This is a genomic window from Actinomadura madurae, from assembly GCF_900115095.1.
Lineage (GTDB): Bacteria > Actinomycetota > Actinomycetes > Streptosporangiales > Streptosporangiaceae > Spirillospora > Spirillospora madurae.
In genome coordinates this window covers 1,122,870-1,135,418 of sequence record NZ_FOVH01000001.1, presented here as the reverse complement: position 1 = coordinate 1,135,418, position 12,549 = coordinate 1,122,870, and the positions used below count along the sequence as shown (strand labels likewise).

13 protein-coding genes are annotated in these 12,549 nt (G+C 73.9%); 6 read left to right on the top strand and 7 right to left on the bottom strand.

The annotated features are described in order from the left end of the window. Window positions 1-29 precede the first annotated feature (29 nt). Together BM339_RS05390 and BM339_RS05385 are read right to left on the bottom strand one after the other, a co-directional pair. The gene (locus tag BM339_RS05390; protein WP_021598806.1) at window positions 30-1,283 is read right to left on the bottom strand and encodes an FAD-dependent monooxygenase; all 1,254 of its coding nucleotides are present in this window, start codon (window positions 1,281-1,283) and stop codon (window positions 30-32) included. Window positions 1,284-1,357: 74 nt separating this feature from the next. Beyond that, window positions 1,358-2,182 carry an SAM-dependent methyltransferase gene (locus tag BM339_RS05385; protein ID WP_021598807.1) on the bottom strand — a complete coding sequence of 275 codons (825 nt, stop codon included), beginning with the start codon at window positions 2,180-2,182 and terminating at the stop codon, window positions 1,358-1,360. Between the two features lie 250 nt (window positions 2,183-2,432). Between BM339_RS05385 and BM339_RS05380 the strand changes: the two genes are divergently transcribed. Further along, entirely contained in the window at window positions 2,433-3,479 is a 1,047-nt protein-coding gene (locus BM339_RS05380) for an LLM class flavin-dependent oxidoreductase (protein WP_021598808.1), read from the top strand. Window positions 3,480-3,514: 35 nt separating this feature from the next. Here the strand turns inward: BM339_RS05380 and BM339_RS05375 are convergent, their stop codons facing one another. Then, a complete protein-coding gene (locus tag BM339_RS05375) occupies window positions 3,515-4,849 on the bottom strand; it encodes a sensor histidine kinase (protein ID WP_075020049.1) in 1,335 nt (444 codons plus the stop codon). A 197-nt stretch (window positions 4,850-5,046) separates the two neighbouring features. Between BM339_RS05375 and BM339_RS05370 the strand changes: the two genes are divergently transcribed. Both BM339_RS05370 and BM339_RS05365 read left to right on the top strand, forming a co-directional pair. Continuing rightward, a complete protein-coding gene (locus tag BM339_RS05370; RefSeq protein WP_075020048.1) occupies window positions 5,047-5,721 on the top strand; it encodes a response regulator transcription factor in 675 nt (224 codons plus the stop codon). Between the two features lie 84 nt (window positions 5,722-5,805). After that, the gene (locus BM339_RS05365; protein ID WP_177287617.1) at window positions 5,806-6,738 is read left to right on the top strand and encodes a PrsW family intramembrane metalloprotease; all 933 of its coding nucleotides are present in this window, start codon (window positions 5,806-5,808) and stop codon (window positions 6,736-6,738) included. Between the two features lie 14 nt (window positions 6,739-6,752). Here the strand turns inward: BM339_RS05365 and BM339_RS05360 are convergent, their stop codons facing one another. After that, window positions 6,753-6,974 carry a hypothetical protein gene (locus BM339_RS05360; RefSeq protein ID WP_021597186.1) on the bottom strand — a complete coding sequence of 74 codons (222 nt, stop codon included), beginning with the start codon at window positions 6,972-6,974 and terminating at the stop codon, window positions 6,753-6,755. 190 nt (window positions 6,975-7,164) lie between these two features. Here BM339_RS05360 and BM339_RS05355 point away from each other — a divergent pair, with 190 nt between their 5' ends. After that, on the top strand, window positions 7,165-7,299 hold the full coding sequence (locus tag BM339_RS05355; protein ID WP_083597258.1) for an SDR family oxidoreductase: 135 nt from the start codon (window positions 7,165-7,167) through the stop codon (window positions 7,297-7,299). 60 nt (window positions 7,300-7,359) lie between these two features. After that, window positions 7,360-8,964, top strand: a complete 1,605-nt coding sequence (locus BM339_RS05350; RefSeq protein ID WP_075020047.1) for an N-acyl-D-amino-acid deacylase family protein — start codon at window positions 7,360-7,362, stop codon at window positions 8,962-8,964. Here BM339_RS05350 and BM339_RS05345 read toward each other — a convergent pair. The 3 genes from BM339_RS05345 to BM339_RS05335 all read right to left on the bottom strand — a co-directional run bounded on the left by BM339_RS05345 (window position 8,951) and on the right by BM339_RS05335 (window position 11,509). After that, complete coding sequence (locus BM339_RS05345; RefSeq protein WP_021597189.1) at window positions 8,951-10,132, bottom strand: hypothetical protein; 1,182 nt, start codon at window positions 10,130-10,132, stop codon at window positions 8,951-8,953. The two genes, BM339_RS05350 and BM339_RS05345, sit on opposite strands and share 14 nt — an antisense overlap. Further along, a complete protein-coding gene (locus BM339_RS05340; protein WP_412517187.1) occupies window positions 10,129-10,611 on the bottom strand; it encodes a SigE family RNA polymerase sigma factor in 483 nt (160 codons plus the stop codon). The genes BM339_RS05345 and BM339_RS05340 overlap by 4 nt, the downstream gene beginning before the upstream one ends. Before the next feature lie 121 nt (window positions 10,612-10,732). Further along, entirely contained in the window at window positions 10,733-11,509 is a 777-nt protein-coding gene (locus BM339_RS05335; RefSeq protein ID WP_075020046.1) for an SDR family oxidoreductase, read from the bottom strand. Window positions 11,510-11,636: 127 nt separating this feature from the next. Between BM339_RS05335 and BM339_RS05330 the strand changes: the two genes are divergently transcribed. After that, a complete protein-coding gene (locus BM339_RS05330; RefSeq protein ID WP_075020045.1) occupies window positions 11,637-12,473 on the top strand; it encodes an SDR family NAD(P)-dependent oxidoreductase in 837 nt (278 codons plus the stop codon). The last annotated feature ends 76 nt before the right edge of the window (window positions 12,474-12,549 follow it).

The window sequence follows — 12,549 nt, the reverse complement described above, 5'->3', positions numbered from 1 at the left end:
CTCAGCGGCACGGTTTCATCGGCACGGTCTCAGCGGCACGTCGCCGTCATCGCGCCGGGCCTCGCCGAGGAGAGCGGCACCGGCGTGAACATCGGCGGCTCGTCGGACGGCTCCAGCGCGGTCGGCCCGTAGAGCCAGTCCACGAACGAGTAGTCGTAGGTGTCGCGTTCCCGCAGCAGGACGTTGCGCCGCTCCCGCGGCGTCCCGTCGAGGTGCCACAGCTCGCCCCAGGCGCGCGAGGTGGTGAGGACGCGCCGGCAGTGCTCGGGCCGCACGGCCTGGTAGGCGGCGAGGACGGCCGGCCAGTCCACCGCCCCGTCCGCGCCGCGCCGCCGGGCGACGTGCTCGCCGAGCACCCAGCCGTCCTCGAGCGCCATGATCGCGCCCTGGGCGATGTACTGCAGCGGGGGGTGCGCGGCGTCGCCGAGCAGCGCGATGCGGCCGTCCACCCAGGTCATGATGGGGTCACGGTCGTACATCCGCCACCACTTGCCCTGCCACATGTGGGGCAGCCCGCCGCGGACGAAGTCGCAGGCCCGCTCGAACGCCGCGTCCAGCTCGTCCGGCGTGCCCCAGTCCCGCTCGCCGGCGCGCGCCTTCGGCGACTCGAAGACGGCGACCTGGTTGAGCAGTTCGCCGCCGCGCAGCCCGTAGTGGACGAAGTGGCAGCGCGGCCCGACGTACACGACGACCTCGCTGAGGTCGACGCCCGCCGCGCGGCCGCTCGACGTGGGCACGGTGCCGCGGTAGGCGACGTACGCCGACGACACCGGCCGGTCGTCGGCGACCAGCTCCCGCGCGACCGAGCGCAGCCCGTCGGCGGCGATGACCACCGCGGCCTCCTCGGTGTGACCGTCGGCGAGCGTCACGCGGGCGCCGCGGGGGGTGTTGCCGTAGGCGACCGCCCGCCGCGACGTCACCAGGTCGACCCCGGCGCTCTCGCAGGCGCGCAGCAGCATGGCGTGCAGGTCGCTGCGGTGGATGACCAGGTACGGGTGGCCGTAGCGCCGCTCCAGGTCGCGCAGGTCGAGCCGGGTCAGCTCCGCGCCGTCGACGGCGTCGCGCATGACCATCGCGTCCGGCAGCACGCCGAGGCTCCTCGCCTCGTCCAGCAGGCCGTAGTCGTCGAGGATGCGCGTGCAGTTGGGGGCGAGCTGGATGCCGGCGCCCACCTCGCCGAAGTCGGCGGCCTTCTCCAGCACGCGGACGGCGAGCCCGCGGCGGGCCAGGGCGTACGCGGCCCCGAGCCCGCCGATCCCGCCCCCGACGACGATCGCGTCCATACGGAGATCGTGCTGGCCGGCACGCTATGAAGAACAGGGATTTCTGTTCTCCAGAACGAGGCCGGATGGTCGTGTCAGGGCTTGCGGCCGACACCGCCGAGGGCCCAGACCGCCCGGGGCTCCATCTCGCGCTCGGCCGCGTCGGGACGCCACTGGTTCAGCGGGACCAGGCCGGGGGGCAGCAGCTCCAGGTCCCGCACGAACTCCGCGACCTCCGCCGCGGTGCGCAGGTTGGAGCGCCTGGTCGCGCCGCGGACCGTCTTCTTCTCCTGGTAGAGCGCGGCGAGCCGGGCGGTCGTGTCGGGGGCGAGGTCGCTGATGGCGTGCGTGAGCAGCAGGTGGCTGCCGGACGGCACCCGCGCCAGGAGCCCCTGGACGATGTGGTCGGCGACGTCGTCCTCCGGGATCACCGCAAGGATCGAGTGCAGGACGAGTCCGACCGGCTCGTCCAGCTTGATCGTCGAGGTGACGATCGGGGCGTCCATCAGTGCGTCGGGGTCGCGGGCGTCGGCCGCCAGGATCCGGGCCGGTCCGCCGATGCCGAACACCGAGGCGGCATGGGCCGCCACGACGGGGTCGTTGTCCACGCAGACCAGCCGGTAGCCCGGGGCGATCTTCTGGAGGATCTGGTCGACGCTGCCCTGGGTGGGCAGCCCGCAGCCCACGTCGATGAACTGCCGCAGGCCCTCGTCGACGAGCGCGGTCACCGCGCGGCGCAGGAACCGGCGCGACTGCAGGGCGACGGCCCTCAGATCCGGTGCGATCCGCAGCGCCTGCTCGGCGAACTCGCGGTCCACGGCGAAGTGATCCTTGCCGCCCGTGAGGTAGTCGAGGATGCGCGCCTCGTTGGGGATCTCCGGGTGAAAGCCGGCGTGTGCGTCGGACCAGCGCGAGGACATTGCCCGAAGGTAGCGCTTCCCCCGGGCCGCGGGTGATTGATTCCGGCGTATCGCCGGGACGGCCGCGGTCCTCCGCCGGGTCCGCGCCTGTTCGGCGGCCTCCGCGAGCACAATCGGCCCAGGTGGCGAGAGCCCTGTCCCGTCCGGTGGGACGTCGCGTCCGCGCTTCCGGCGTGTCGCTTGACATCTCCGTGACGAGGGATGACTATGCGCTTAGTCAGGCACGTCGCGCCGACCCCAGGGGGGACTCATGCGCACCGGAATCGTGGTGACCGCCCGGCCGGGTGTCGAGGAACTCGCCGTGCTGGCCGAGGAGCTGGGGTTCAGCAGCTTCTGGGTGTACGACACGCCCATGGTCAACGGGGACCCGTTCATCTCGCTCGGTCTGTGCGCGAAGGCGACGCGTCGCATCAAGCTGGGGATCGGGGTCACCTCCCCGGCGCTGCGCTCGTCTCCGGCCGCGGCCGCCGCCGTGGCGAGCCTGAACGCGATCGCTCCGGGCCGCGTGATCTGCGGGATCGGCACCGGCAACACGGCACGGCGGACCCTCGGCATGCTCCCGACGAAGATGGCGGAGCTGGAGGCCTTCACCGCCTCGATGCAGGATCTCACCGCCGGGCGGGAGACCGGGTACACCGAGGGCGACCTCACGCGGACGATCAAGTTCCTGCACGTCGGGCCGTACGTGAACGTCACCGACCCGGTGGAGTTCGTGGTGGCCGCCTTCGGGGCCAAGGCCGCGCAGATCGCCGGGCGCCGCGGCACGGGAGTGATCTCCTTCGGGGTGCTCGCCCCGGAGGCGTGGACCGCGTTCGACGCGGCGCGCCGGGAGGCCGCGCGCGAGGCCGGCCGGCCCGAGGAGGCCGAGTCCTACGTGATGACCTCGCTGCACCTGCTCGGCGAGGGCGAGGACCGCCACGGCGACCTGGCCAGGGACAAGATGGGGCACATCGCCATGGCCCTGCTGACGTTCGCCGCCGACAACCCGTCCTTCGCCGGGTCGCTGGAACCGGCGGAGACCGACGCCATGCGGCGGCTGCTGGAGCGGCGCGGCACGGCGGCGGACGACCCGGGCCGGCACGCCACGCTCTACCGCAACTACCTGGGCCGCATCGACCCCGAGGACCGCGATCTGATCGTCCCGTCGCTGATCGACAAGCTGGCGCTGGTCGGTACCCGCCCGGAGCTGCGCGAGCGCATCGCCGGTCTGGAGAAGGCGGGCATCGACGAGATCGTCATCCAGCCCGTGGTCGATCCGGAGGCGGAGATGCGCGAGCTGGCCGGTTTGCAGGCCTGAGCGGGCTCGACCCGCGGCGGCTCCGGCGGCCCGGCTCAGGTCCGGGGAAGCCGGACGGTGACCACCGCGCCGCCGAGCGGGCCGCCGTTGGCGGCGGTGACCGTCCCGCGGTGTGCGGCGATCACCGCGTGGACGATGGACAGGCCGAGCCCGGCTCCGCGGGAGCCGCGGGCGTCGTCGCCGCGGGTGAACCGGGTGAACGCCGCGGTCGCCATGCCGTCCGGGAACCCCGGCCCGTCGTCGGCCACCTCGACCGTCGTACCGTCCCCGCCGGTCCGGACCTCGACGCGGACGTTCCGCGCTCCGGCCGCGGCGCTGTTGCCCGCGAGGTTGGCCAGAACCTGGCGGAGCCGCTCCGGGTCGGCCTCGACGACGACCGGGTCGCCGGACGCCTCGATGGCCAGCCCGTGCAGCCCGCCGAGCCGCCGGGCCTCCTCGGCGGCGAGGTCGAGCAGGTCCACCGGCTCCGTCCGGACGATCGGCGAACCGGCCCGTGCGCGGGCCAGCAGCAGCAGGTCCTCGGCCAGCCGGGCCAGCCGGTCGGTCTCGCCGAGCGCGGCCCGCAGGGACTGCCGGACCTCCTCCCCCGGCCCGGCCGCGCCGGCGAGCTCCAGCTCGCCGCGGATCACCGCGATCGGGGTGCGCAGCTCGTGGCTGGCGTCGTCGACGAACGCGCGCTCGCGCGCGGCGGCCACCTGGAGCCGGGCGAGCATGTCGTTGAGGGTGCGGGCGAGACGGGCGATCTCGTCGTCGCCGTCCGGCACCGGCAGCCGCCGCTCGGCCTCCAGGGACGAGATGTCGGACGCCTCGCGGGTCAGCGCGTCCACCGGCCGCAGCGCGGTCCGGACGACGGCCCGCGCGGCGAGCGCGAGCAGGAGGACCAGCAGCGGCGCCGCGACGAACAGGACGAGCTGCAGCCGGTCGCGGGCCGCGTGCACCGGCCCGGCCGGCACGCCGACCACGAGCACCCGGCCCTCCGGGACGAGGCGCCGCGCCAGCAGCCGCGCGGAGCCGCTGCCGGAGCGGGAGCCGAGCGGCACCGTCCGGGTGGTCGGCACGGGCTCGCGCACGCCGCGGACCTCCCCCGGGTCGAGCAGCCGGCCGCGCAGCGCGGCCGAACCCGCGATCAAGCGCCCGTCGGCGGAGTAGAGCTGCGCCATCGGGTCGCCGCCCAGCTCGGTCAGGTCACCGGCGCGCACCGCGGCGGCCAGATCGTCCGCGCGGGTGCGCAGCCCGGAGTCCAGCGCGGCCCACAGCTGCCGGTCGAGGGCCGTGTACAGCAGGAGCAGAGCGATCGCCAGAGCCGCGCCCGCGCCCACCGCGGAGACCAGCGTCACGCGGGCGCGCAGCGAACCGGGTGCAAGCCGCATCCTCGACCTCCCGGCCTCGATCCTCTCACCTGCGTCGTCGCCGGTGGACGGCCTCTCATGCCCTTCTCATCCAATGCCTCGCAGGCTGGGCACCGGGCAGCCGTATCCGGTCGCCCCGGTGGCTTCGACCAGGACGGAGGAACGCCGGTATCGACGAGGTTCGGATGACGTCCCCGGGCGGTTCTAGGCTGGCGGGCATGAGGCTGCTCGTCGTCGAGGACGACCCCGGCATGGCGGCGCTGCTGGTCCGCGGCCTGCGCCGGGAGGGGTACGCGGTCGACGCCGTGGCCGGCGGGCAGGACGCGCTGTGGAGCGTCCGGGAGAACGACTACGACGGCGTCGTCCTCGACGCCATGATCCCGCCGCCGGACGGCTTCGAGGTCTGCCGCCGCATGCGGGCCGAGGGACGCTGGGCGCCGGTGCTGATGCTCACCGCCCGCGACACGGTGCCCGACCGGGTCCGCGGCCTCGACGCCGGGGCGGACGACTACCTCACCAAGCCGTTCGCGCTCGCCGAGCTCCTCGCCCGGCTGCGCGCCCTGACCCGCCGCGACCCCCTCGAACGCCCGGCCGTGCTCCGCGCCGGCGACCTGGTCCTGGATCCCGGCACCCGGACGGTGCGGCGCGGCGGCACCGGCATCCGGCTGTCCCCGAAGGAGTTCGCGCTCCTGCACGAGTTCATGCGGCGGCCCGGCGACGTGCTGAGCCGCACCCACCTCATCGAGCACGTCTGGGACTTCGCCTACGACGGCGGCTCCAACGTCGTCGACGTCTACGTCCGCTACCTGCGCGACAAGGTCGACCGTCCGTTCGGGCGCGACACGATCCAGACCGTCCGGGGCGCCGGCTACCGCCTCGCCCCCGACGCCTGACGCTCTCATCTTTCTCTCATCCGGCGCTCGGCACCCTGAATGCGACCGGCACGTCCGGCCCCCCGGACCCGAGAAGGAGACGTCATGAAACGGCTCGCCGCCCCTACGGCACCCGACCACCCGCTGTACAGCCCTCCGGCTTACGGGTACCCGGCCTACGGGTATCCGGCGGAGAGCCGGCCCGTATACGGCCCGCCCGAACCCCGCGGTCACGCGCCGCTCGCCGCCGCACCGGCCGCGCGCGGCCCCAGGCTCCTGCGCCGGTTCCGCTGGACGGGTGTCCTGCTGACCGGCGTCGCCCTCTACGTGGCCGTCCTCGCCGCGCTGGTCGCAACGCAGGATCCCGTCTACGTGCCGTCGCTGCTGCTCATCGGCGCCGCCCTCGTCCCGGTCACCTTCACCACCTTCGTCGGCGACATCGGCATGCGCACCACCCTGCCGTTCTCGCGCGTCGCCGCCGCGGCGGTGCTCGGCGGGGTCGTCGGCACCGTGCTCGCGGGCCCGCTGGAGTTCGAGACCGCCCGCGCGTTCGGCTCGCTCCCCACCGCGTTCATCGGGTTGATCGAGGAGTCGGCCAAGCTCGCCGTCCCCGCCCTCATCATCGCCCGCCGTCCCGGCCGCACCATCGACGGCCTGGTCCTCGGCGTCGCCGTCGGCAGCGGCTTCGCGGCCCTGGAGACCATGGGGTACGCCTTCGTCACCCTGCTCGGCACGCACGGCGACCTGCTGTCGGTGACCCACATCCTCCTCACCCGCGCGCTGGCCGAGCCCGGCGGGCACGCCGCCTGGACCGGCCTCGCCACCGCCGCCCTCGTCGCCGTGCGGAACAGCCGGCACCGCGGCGTCGCGCTGCTGCGCTTCGGGCTCGTCTTCGCCGGGGTGGTCACCATGCACGCCCTCTGGGACGCCAGCGCGGGCGGGAACGCCTACCTCGTCATCGGCGGCGTGAGCCTCGCCGCGCTTCTCCTGGTCACCTGGATCCTGAACCACAACGAGCGCACACACGCGGGACGATGAGGGGAGTGCCGGCGCTAGTCGTCGGGCCACGCCGGCGCGGTGCTCGGGGCGCGGAGAACGATCCTCGTCGCGGAGTCCGTCGTGAGGGAGAACTCGACGAGCTGCTCGCCACGGTCGTTGCGGTACATCTCGGCCTCCACGCGCACATCGTCGGCGACGTCCGCGACCAGAACCTCGACGTCCGTGCCGAGCAGCGGGGTCCAGGTGTTCGGCCGGACGATCTGGAGTTCGCTCATCCCCTCACCATGCCGCGTCCTGGGCGCCGGCGGCGATCTTCCTGTACATCGTCACGACGCATGCGCCGCCGAGCCCCGTGGCCCCCAGAGGGTGGCCCTTGGAGATGAGAGCCGCCGGACGGGTTCACCACCCACGCACCGCCGTAGTCGGTCGCCCCCTCGTCGATGAGCGCGCCGCCCCCTCTCCGCCATGGAGCACATGACCCCGCCCGGCCGGGCCGGCTCCCCGCGGGAAGCGGCCGGCGCCGTCTCCCTGCTGTGCGTTCCGGAGTCCGACTACATCACCGGCCAGACCCTCGTCTGCGACGGCGGATTCACCATGTGACGCCCCGCCTGTGGACCTGTGCGGGCGGTTCGGGGGACCGTAAGGACTGGGAGGTCTTCAATGCACGACGTGGTGCTGAGGGGCGGGAGCGTCCATGACGGGCTGGGCACGGAGCCCCGGACGGCCGATGTCGCGATCGACGGGGACCGGGTCGTGGCCGTGGGCCGGGGCGTGGGCGCGGCGCGCCGGGTCATCGACGTCGGCGGGCTGATGGTGGCGCCGGGGTTCATCGACGCCCATTCCCACTCCGACATGGTCCCTGTACTGCCTGAGCCGCAACCGTTCAAGCTGTTCCAAGGGGTGACGACCGAGATCGTGGGCAACTGCGGGCTCTCGTTCGCCCCGCTGACCGAGCGGGCGCTGCCGGAGGCGCGGACCAAGTTGAGCAACCTGTCCGGCGGCGCGGAACCACGCGTGCGGAAGTTCGGGGACTATCTCGACGAGATCGAGGCGGCGGGGCTCACGAACCACATGGCCGCCATGGTCGGCCACGGCATGCTGTGGATGTCCGTGGCCGGCATGGAGCCGCGGCTCCCCGCGGGCGGCCTGGAAGAGATGTCCCGTCTGGCGGACGAGTCCTTCGCCGCGGGAGCGGTCGGCCTGTCGAGCGGTCTCGTCTACACCCCCGGCGCCTACGCCGCCACCGGCGAGCTCGTGGCGCTGGCCACGGTGGCGCACCGGTGGAACCGCGTCTACGCCACGCACATGCGGGACGAGGGCGAGGCCCTCCTGGCCGCGCTCGACGAGGCGATCGAGGTCGCGTCCCGCGCGCAGGTTCGTCTGCAGGTCTCGCACTGCAAGGCCGCAGGCCGGGCCAGTCACGGGAAGGCACGACTACTGCTCGACAAGCTGCACGGCGCGCGCGTCGCCGGAGTGGACGTCCGCGGGGACCAGTACCCGTACCTGGCCGGCGGCACCGGGCTGGCCGCGCTGCTTCCCGCCGCCGCGCACGCCGGCGGTGTCGCCGCGCTGCGCGCCCGCCTGCGCGATCCGGACGAGCGGCGGCGCATGCGAGAGGCGGCCGAGGACCCGTCCACCACGGCCGGCGCCGGGCTCTGGCGGTCGGCGGCACCGTCGGACATCCTCGTCACGGCCCACGCCGACGCGAAACTCGTGGGCAGGACGCTGGAGCGGCTCGCCGGCGGCCTCGACCCGTGGGACGTCCTGTGCGCCATGGTCGACGCCGACCCGGGCGCCGCCATGGTGATCACGCTCATGGCGGAGGACGACGTGCGCACGATCATGGCCGACCCGCTGATCGCCGTCGGGAGCGACAACGGCGTCCCGGGAGACTACGGGCATCCCCGCACGTGGGGGTCCTTCCCGCGCTTCCTCGGCGCCTACGTCCGCGAGCTGGGCGTCGTGTCATGGCCGGAGGCCGTGCGCAAGATGACGTCCGCGACGGCGCGGCAGTTCGGCCTGGCGGGGCGCGGGTGGCTCGGCCCCGGCGCGATCGCCGACGTCGCCGTCTTCGACCCCGGGACCGTGGGTCACGGCGGAACCTACGAGGACCCCGCGGTCACTCCCGACGGCATCCCGTACGTGCTCCTCGCCGGACGCGTCGTCGTGGACGACTCGGCCTTCTGCGGCGAGCGGCACGGGCGGGTGCTCAGAGCCGGGTGCCGCCAAGGGCGCGGCACCCGGCGCGCCGTCAGCGGTGAGTGAACACCGGAACCCAGGACCCGTCCCGGTCCGACCTGCGGTACCCGGTGAGAGGGGTGATCTTGCCCTTCAGGTCGACCAGGAGCAGCCGGTTGCGGAACTCGTGCTTGCCCGTGCACTTCCGCGGGTCGCAGCCGATCGCGAACAGCCGCTGATCGTCCGCCCAGGCCTTGGCCTGCTCGATCGGGAGCACCGCCGCCTTCTTCCCGGTGACCACGTTCGTGATGGTGACGGCCGGGCCGGGCCTCGGACCGTCCGTGGGCAGCAGGGTGCCGTTCGGGGACAGGCCGGCCTCTTCGTCGTCCCAGTAGTCGGCCTCGTGCGCGGGCGCCGGCCGCCGCTCACCGGACGGGGTGAAGAAGACCTTGGTCGGCACGGTCGCGGTGGGCGCCCAGATCAGGGTTCCGTCCCGGCTCCACCCCAGGTCCTGCCGGGCGTTCGGATTGTCGCGCAGGGGCGGCATGGGGTGGAACGCGCCCGGCCTGGACGCGCTTTCGGCGAGGTAGTAGCCGGTTCTGGGAGACGCGCCCGGATCGGCCTGGACGTCGGGGTTCTTGTCATAGGCGGTCATTAGCAGCCGGCGACCGTCGGGCGACCAGGCCGCTCCGCCGACGGGGTGGTCGACCGGGATCCAGTCGGTGACCTTCTGCGTCCTCATGTCGAGCACCCCGACCCTGGTCGTGGGGAGGGGCCCCTGCAGGACGGCCGCCCGCGCCATGCCGGGGGCGACGCTGACGTACGCCCAGCGGGTCCGCTCGTATGTACCGGTCGACGGGTTGTACAGGTGCCACGTGCGTTCGAGCGTCCGCCGGCCGTCGTCCGTGTGCGTGCGGAAGGTGAAGTAGGCGGCCACGGCCGTGTGCCCGGCGGCGACGAGGTGGCGCGGGAAAGCGCTGCCCGGATCCGTGCGCAGCGTCGTGTCCGACGACAGGGCCACCGGTTCGAACGCGGGTGCCGAGGGCCGGTGCCGCTGGGCCGGGCCGCCGGCGGAGGAGACGACGGCCACGGCCGCCGCACCGACGAGGAGCGCGGTCGCCCCTCCCGTCAGCGCCATCCTGAGCGGACGGCGCCGGGGGCGTGCGCGCAGCGCCCGGTCGGCCAGGTCGGCGGGGACGCGCGCCTCCGCGGCCCAGTCCTCGCACGCGCTCTTGACGATCGGCTCCGCCTTCATCGCCCGACCTCCTCGGCCAGTTCGGATTCGTTCAGTTCGGGAGCCAGCCGGCGCAGGCGCGCGAGCGAGCGGTGGGTCGTGCTGCGCACCGTGCCGATGCTGCATCCGAGGATCTGCGCCACCTCCGCCTCGGGCCGGTCCTCCAGGAAGCGGAGCGCCAGCACCATCCGCTGCCGGGGAGTGAGGCGGGCCAGGGCGCCGCGGACGGCGAGCTTCAGATCGACCGCCGATATGTCGTCCCGTGCGATCTCCTCGGGCAGAACCCCCCGCTGCGTCTCGCGCTGCTTCCACTTGAGCCGCCGGAAGCTGGCCTGCTGCCGGTACATCACCCGGCGTACGTAAGCCTCCGGGTTCTCCACGGCGGTCCAGCGGGCGGCCGTCTTCGCCAGGGCGATCTGCAGGACGTCCTCCGCCGCGTGCTGGTCGCCCCCGGCGAGCAGGTACGCCAGGCGCATCAGCGCCGCCGATCTCGATGTCACGAACTCACGGAAATGTCGCTCTGTGGCGGCATCCATCGTCACCTCCGAAATGATGTCGTCTCTGAGACGCCTCCGGAGGCTCGCCACTATGCCTGCGCCGCGGAACTTTCCGCGGGCGTGTTCAGAAGTGCGACGGGTCGCGGAGGGTGGCCTCGGCGCCGCCGTCCACGTAGATGACCTGGCCGGTCATGTGGGTGTTGACCGTGGAGACCAGCCAGCGGAGCGCCTCGGCGATCACCTCCGGTTCGGCGTGGCCGTTCAGCGGCATCGGGACGGCCTCGTTCATGATCTCCAGCATGGCCTCGTCCTCGAACAGCGGCCTGGTCATCGGCGTCCTGACGACGCCCGGCGCGATCGCGTTCAGCGGGATGCCCGCGCCCGCCCACTCGGGGGTGGTGCAGGCGCGGCGCAGCCACTGGGCGAGGGCCGACTTCGACGACGGGTACAGCAGGCCGCCGGCGCCGCTCTCCTCGATCCTCGCCGCCGCCGCGATCGCCGCCGGCTCGTCGCGGCCGAGGCAGGCGCGGACGACGTCGCCGTCCACCGGGTGCGTGCCGGAGATCGAGGCGACCACCGCGGCGCGCGGCGCCTCGGCCTCCGCGAGGAGGGGACGCAGCCCCTCCAGCAGGTCGACGGCGCCGAAGAAGTTCACCTTGACCGGCGTGACGGTGAAGTCGGAGACGCCGGCGCAGGCCACGGCGGCGTCGAGCCGCCCGCCCGCCTTCTCCAGCGTCTCCTCGACCGCGCGCGCCCGGCCGTCCGGGACGCCGAGGTCGGCGCACACGTCGGTGCGGTGCAGGTCGATGCCGATGACCGTGTCGCCCGCTTCCCGGAGGATCTCGGTGAGGGCCTTGCCGATGCCGGAGGCCGCGCCGCTGACGGCGATGGTGCGTGCCATGGCGGCACGGTAGCCGCGGCCCGGGCGCGTACGACTGGACCGTCCCGATCACCGGGAGGTCCCCCGTTCCTCCCGCTGAGCGGGAGTCGCGCGGCGCACCCGCCCGGGGTGCGGCTGTGATCGTGGGATGGCGGCACGGAGACCGGTCGCGCTGGTGACCGGGGCGAGCCGGGGCATCGGCCGGCGGACGGCGCTCGCGCTCGCCGCCGCCGGGCACGACGTCGCGTTCACCGCGCGGACCGTCGACGAGGGGACGGGCCGGGTCCCTCCCCGGCACGGCCTGGCGGAGGCGATCCCCGTCCCCGGGAGCCTGGCGCGGACACGGGCGGAGATCGAGGCGCTCGGGGCGCGGGCCCTCCCCGTCCGGATGGACCTGCTCGACCGCGGGAGCGTCACCGCCGCGGCCCGGACGGTCCTGGACGCGTGGGGGCGGGTGGACGTCCTGGTCAACAACGCGGTGGCACATGTCGCGGGCACCCACGAGCGGTTCCTGGACCTGGACCTGACCGTCGCCGAGCGAACGGTCACCGGCAACTACCTGAACCAGATCGCGCTCCTGCAGGTCGTGCTTCCGGCGATGCTCGACCACGGCGCCGGGACGATCGTCGACCTGTGCTCGGGGTCGGCGGCCAGCGACCCGCCGGGCCCTCCCGGCGAGGGCGGGTGGGGCGTCGCGTACTCGGCGTCCAAGGCGGCGTTCGGTCGGCTCGCCGGAGCGATCAACGCCGAGTACCTCGGGCACGGGATCCGGGCCTTCAACCTCGACCCGGGCTTCGTCGTCACCGAGGCCGGCGCGGCGCGCGGCGGGCTCGGCCCCCTGTGGGAAAGGGGGTTCGAGTCGACGCCCGAGGAGGTGCCGGCGGCGGCCGTCGTCTGGCTCGTCACGGATCCCGCCGCGGACGAATACCTCGGCCGCGTCATCCGGGCACCCAAGCTCGTCACCGACCTGGGCCTGCTCCAATAGCCACACTTCTGCGAATTCGCACCGTCCGTCGCAGGGGCCGTATGTGGCCACGCTGATGGTCATCTTCCCCCCGCGG

Coding starts and splice junctions, on each gene's coding strand:
- BM339_RS05390 (WP_021598806.1), bottom strand. CDS start 1,283: ATGGACGCGATCGTCGTCGGGGGCGGGATCGGCGGGCTCGGGGCCGCG.
- BM339_RS05385 (WP_021598807.1), bottom strand. CDS start 2,182: ATGTCCTCGCGCTGGTCCGACGCACACGCCGGCTTTCACCCGGAGATC.
- BM339_RS05380 (WP_021598808.1), top strand. CDS start 2,433: ATGCGCACCGGAATCGTGGTGACCGCCCGGCCGGGTGTCGAGGAACTC.
- BM339_RS05375 (WP_075020049.1), bottom strand. CDS start 4,849: ATGCGGCTTGCACCCGGTTCGCTGCGCGCCCGCGTGACGCTGGTCTCC.
- BM339_RS05370 (WP_075020048.1), top strand. CDS start 5,047: ATGAGGCTGCTCGTCGTCGAGGACGACCCCGGCATGGCGGCGCTGCTG.
- BM339_RS05365 (WP_177287617.1), top strand. CDS start 5,806: ATGAAACGGCTCGCCGCCCCTACGGCACCCGACCACCCGCTGTACAGC.
- BM339_RS05360 (WP_021597186.1), bottom strand. CDS start 6,974: ATGAGCGAACTCCAGATCGTCCGGCCGAACACCTGGACCCCGCTGCTC.
- BM339_RS05355 (WP_083597258.1), top strand. CDS start 7,165: ATGGAGCACATGACCCCGCCCGGCCGGGCCGGCTCCCCGCGGGAAGCG.
- BM339_RS05350 (WP_075020047.1), top strand. CDS start 7,360: ATGCACGACGTGGTGCTGAGGGGCGGGAGCGTCCATGACGGGCTGGGC.
- BM339_RS05345 (WP_021597189.1), bottom strand. CDS start 10,132: ATGAAGGCGGAGCCGATCGTCAAGAGCGCGTGCGAGGACTGGGCCGCG.
- BM339_RS05335 (WP_075020046.1), bottom strand. CDS start 11,509: ATGGCACGCACCATCGCCGTCAGCGGCGCGGCCTCCGGCATCGGCAAG.
- BM339_RS05330 (WP_075020045.1), top strand. CDS start 11,637: ATGGCGGCACGGAGACCGGTCGCGCTGGTGACCGGGGCGAGCCGGGGC.